Source organism: Candidatus Poribacteria bacterium (assembly GCA_028820845.1).
In the GTDB taxonomy this organism is placed as follows: Bacteria; Poribacteria; WGA-4E; order WGA-4E; family WGA-3G; genus WGA-3G.
On sequence record JAPPII010000044.1, the window covers coordinates 1 to 4,484 of the forward strand.

Below are 4,484 nucleotides of genomic sequence, written 5' to 3' on the forward strand. Positions count from 1 at the left end.
AAGAGGGAGATTGGGTCCCTCTATTATCCTTTCATTATTTTACCGAAAACCCTCCGAAAAATAAGAACACGTATCCAGGGATTCGTATACGAATTCTTCCGTTTGAACCTAACCTTCTGCTGGGGCTTCCGCCTCAGCAGTATTTTGAAGTTGTTAAACTTCCCAACTTCATTATGGGTTAATTATACGGTATAATACGAAAAAACAAAGAAAAATTACAAAAAAAATCAAAAAAAATCAGTAATTTATCCTGAAATTTAGCATTTTTTCTCAAAATTACATATTTTTTGCGTTTTTCGGCTATTTTATGCGGAAAACGCGCGGTGCTGGAGGGTTATGGGTTAATTGTCTGAACTGTGATATTTGTGATTATTTGATTTCTGTGATAACCGTACCGCAAACTGTTAGTTTGCGTATCCAAGGGCACCAACTTGTTGGGGGCGGGGTTCATGGAAACATTCCCGAACAAGTTCGGGCGTCCGGATCCAAATTAGTTGCATTACCCCACAAAAGCGTGTATAATACCCGTATATGGCAGACTTCAATGAAATCCTCACTTTTTTCATGGACTCCCTGGGACAGTTCGCAGATAGAAGTGCGAAATGGCTGTTATCGAACCGAGAGAACCTCCGGGGACTCCTGCAAATTATCGGCAAAGACCTCGTCGAGTCCCTTGACTTCAGTAGAATCCAGCGCGTCAACACGACCTTCATCGCAGATAACCTGCGCGAACAAGAGTCCGATCTGGTTTTCCTTTTGCCGTTTCGAGATACTGATGAAACAGAGGTGATGATCTACATACTCATTGAACATCAGTCCACGGTAGACCCCGTGATGGGATTTCGGATGTTATCGTATATGTATCACATCTGGGATGACCAACGGCAGCAGTGGGTCGCTGAGGGTGTCCCGAAAAGTCAGTGGCGCTTTCGTCCGATCATCCCTGTTGTATTTTATACAGGAAAAGCAGAATGGCACTCCATGATTTCAATGGAGACGTTGATGGATGTGCCGGAACCCTTGCGTCGATTTGTTCCGAGTTTTGAAACGTTGTTTCTGGGCATCCAGAGCGAACCCGATGCGGACTTACTGCAGGCGGAGGGGCCGTTTGGGTGGTTAATGACAGTCCTCAAACGTGCGGACACGCCGGATCGTTCTGTATTCGTATCAGTCTTAGAGACGTTAGGGGATCATCTGAGTGGTCTAACGGAGTCGGAGCGTGCTGCGTGGGTGCAAGCGTTGCACTATCTTCACTTACTGGTTTTCTACAAGCGTTCTGTTGGGGAGCGTGCGGATTTAGATCGGGTTGTTGCTGAACACCAAAAGACTTTGAATCTTTCTCAAGAGGAGGTAACCCTCATGCAAACGATGGCTGAACACTACTTGCAACAAGGCATTGAACAAGGTATGGAACGCGGTATGGAACGCGGTATGGAACGCGGTATGGAACGCGGTATGGAACAAGGACAGGTGCTTGCAAAGCGGGATGCTATTCTCAAGCTCCTGCGCCGCGACTTTGGGGACGTTCCCGAATCCCTTGTCTCTCATATTACTGCGATGCACCACATCTCGCAGCTTGATGCGTTATTTGAAAAGGCCCTTGAAGCTGAAACGCTTGATGATATTGACTGGTAAACGCCTTCGGTAATTGATGGGCAATAAATTGCCCTACTACAAACAGGAGATCGGTTCGTAGTAGTGCGATTTATCGCACGTTTTGTAGCGTAAACTTTCAGTTTGCGCCCTCGATCTATGTATTTTGTAGCATAACCTTTTAGGTTGTGCCATCCAAAAACAAAAAAACAGGGACTCCCAACCGAAGCCGGGAGTCCCTGTTTTTGGTTTAGGTTAGTTCAATTGTTTCATCCCTGAACAACCTATGTGTCCGACCTATTTGCCAGACGATTTTAGCTCACTCCAACGCGTTGTGAGTTTACCACCCGCACTGACGTTTCCACGTAAGTGTGTCGTGCGCAAGGTTGTCCGGTTGCCGTCCAACGAGACATCCTCAATCTGGTAGTAGTAAACAACGTTGGATTTCGCAGTTGTATCTGTGTAGGTATACACATGCTTCTCAGAAGTGGTGCCGTGTCCGGGCACAATGCCTTTGACGTTGATGACCTGGAACGCACCGTCTTTGGTTTCACTCCGCAGGATATTGAATCCAGCATTGTTCAACTCAGACTGGGTGACCCATGTAATCACGACTTGACCTGTGGCTTTGTCGCGAACGGGACGGAAACTGGAGAGTGAGACGGGTAAGGGAGAACCTTCCCGATGTCCGGGTGATCCGACATCATCACGGTGTCCGTAGTAGCTCCCGACGCTCTGTGCGGGTATCCACGAGGATGCCATCGTGCCATCATTCGCCATATCCGCGGTGCCGTCAAACGCCTTTGTGCCAAAGCCACGCAGGAGCGAATAGCGCATATCGCCATTCATCTCCGGCAATGCCCACATCACGCTCCGACGCGGACCATCAAGCATGACGTTACCGGCTTCATCTACGACGGTGGTTTTATACCGGAGTTCGAGATGGAAACCGACGCTGCTCAAGAGAATGCTCTTCCGTGCCGAGAGACCCAACTCACTGCGGTGTCGCTGATATAGGTTATAGACCCGATTGCTCGGAACATCACTCGCACTGCTACGGTCTGAGACCAATAACAATGTCTGGTTCGGCAGAATCACGGCATTTTCAAACTTGAACTTCGCATCGACGTAGGACTCGACATCCGTATCAATGTTGCGAATCTCCAGTTCCCAATCGCCGTTGAGAAGCGCGGATTGTGTCATCGAAGAGTTGTAGAGTTCAATCCACTGCACGAGATTGCCGTTGGCACCCGGATCATACATAATCTCACTGATGACGACTTCACCTGTGATGTCAGCAGGATTCGCTTTCTGAGCGTTGTTGGCATACCCCGGTGTTCCTGGAGCGATTGCCAGATCAACACCCGGATCATAACCGAGACCGCCGACGGGACCGGCACCGTTATCAATCCAGTGGTCTTTGTGGAGACGGTTGCCGTTAGTTTCATCGGCACCGTCACGGGCATAAGTCTTACCCGTGTTCCGACCGAGACTATTCGCAGCATTACCGAAACTATTATCAAGACGATCCCCCGGAACCGTCCAACCCCGCAGGGGCCAAACATCCGTCACGATCGAGTCGCTTATGACCTTATCAAGGGCGTTACCGGCGATGTCTACAATCTTCTCGTGATTGTCCTTATCGTTGCCGTTTCTCAAAACCAATAGGAAACCCTTCTCTGGCATCCACTTGTCATCACTATCGTTCTCTATGACATACAGATGGCTCGCACCTGCGTTGAACTTGTCGTTGTTCGTATCCCGCAGATCGTCGCCCCCTGCTAAGATGGTATCCGCTGGATCGCGGTTGGTGATGACCAAGAAACCACCGGCGGGAATGTTCGTATCCTTGTCGTTCACTCGAAAGACCCGCTGGATGGTGCCCGAAGCATCGCCGTCTTTCGGGGTTACCGCTTCGAGTTCCCAATTTTTGACGTTCACAGTGCCGGAGCCGGTGTTGTAAAGCTCAACCCACTGCAGACCCGCTGAGTTGTAAATCTCGTTGATGACTATAGCAGTGCCGGGAAGCGAGGCAGGAGCCTTTGCTGAGACGACTTGACCACCGTCATCCTGCTGAACCGCACCGGGTGTACCGATGTAATTACCGGACATATTCAGACGTCCAATAGATTTAATCCACTGACCTGCATCGGTGCCGTCAGCGAACTTGTCGCCATCGGGCGCACCAGCTTTGTACTTGTACATCGTCTTCGCAGCGTTCGTGCTACGTTTACGGTACATCGAAACCAGATTTTGCACGGGCTGCGTGCCATCGGTAGACGCGACTGTCCGACCACTCATACCTTTCGGTGCCTATCTCGAACCGAAACGGTTGATGACACTCACACGGTCAACGACGGTATAGGTGGCATCTGCTGTGAGACCCGCCACATCGTCATCCGTCAACTCGTCACCCAGGCGATCCAGTCGTACGTTTGAGGTGAACACAAGACGAACCTCATCGGCAGCTAACAGGGCATCACCGGCGTTGTAGATTTCAATCCACTGATCGCCTGCAGTAGTCGCAGCATTGCTAGCATTGGTGCCCCACATAATCTCGGTGATAGCGAGGCGATAATTCGCAGGTGCTGTTTTAAGAGCCGCGTCAGTAACTGAATCCGCTGCCCCAAGCAGGAGTTCAATCGTGCCACCGAATTCAAAAAGACTGTTGAGGTCTGGAAAACCTCCTTCGGTAGCTCCGAAATCACCTGAGGCTGCTGTCTGTATCGCATAACCAGCATCTGCCGCAGCTGGATCAGTTATTCCATTGTTAGCACTCCCTGCTGTGGGCATCTCATAAATAGCAAAGGCATTCTTCCCAAGCGTAGTACCAGCACTAGTAGTCTTTCAATGTTGAGTTTAGGATAAAGTTGTTGACTTTTTGGAGATTT

General features: G+C 49.7%; 4 protein-coding genes. 2 read left to right on the plus strand and 2 right to left on the minus strand.

The window, feature by feature from the left end:
* Together OXN25_10310 and OXN25_10315 are read left to right on the plus strand one after the other, a co-directional pair.
* Window positions 1-182, plus strand: a 182-nt coding sequence (locus OXN25_10310) for a hypothetical protein (protein ID MDE0425251.1), incomplete at its 5' end; no start/stop codon positions are given.
* A 349-nt stretch (window positions 183-531) separates the two neighbouring features.
* The gene (locus OXN25_10315) at window positions 532-1,635 is read left to right on the plus strand and encodes an Rpn family recombination-promoting nuclease/putative transposase (GenBank protein MDE0425252.1); all 1,104 of its coding nucleotides are present in this window, start codon (window positions 532-534) and stop codon (window positions 1,633-1,635) included.
* A 255-nt stretch (window positions 1,636-1,890) separates the two neighbouring features.
* Here OXN25_10315 and OXN25_10320 read toward each other — a convergent pair whose 3' ends face one another.
* Together OXN25_10320 and OXN25_10325 are read right to left on the minus strand one after the other, a co-directional pair.
* A complete protein-coding gene (locus OXN25_10320) occupies window positions 1,891-3,894 on the minus strand; it encodes a lamin tail domain-containing protein (GenBank protein MDE0425253.1) in 2,004 nt (667 codons plus the stop codon).
* 12 nt (window positions 3,895-3,906) lie between these two features.
* Window positions 3,907-4,386 carry a hypothetical protein gene (locus OXN25_10325; protein ID MDE0425254.1) on the minus strand — a complete coding sequence of 160 codons (480 nt, stop codon included), beginning with the start codon at window positions 4,384-4,386 and terminating at the stop codon, window positions 3,907-3,909.
* Window positions 4,387-4,484 lie beyond the last annotated feature (98 nt).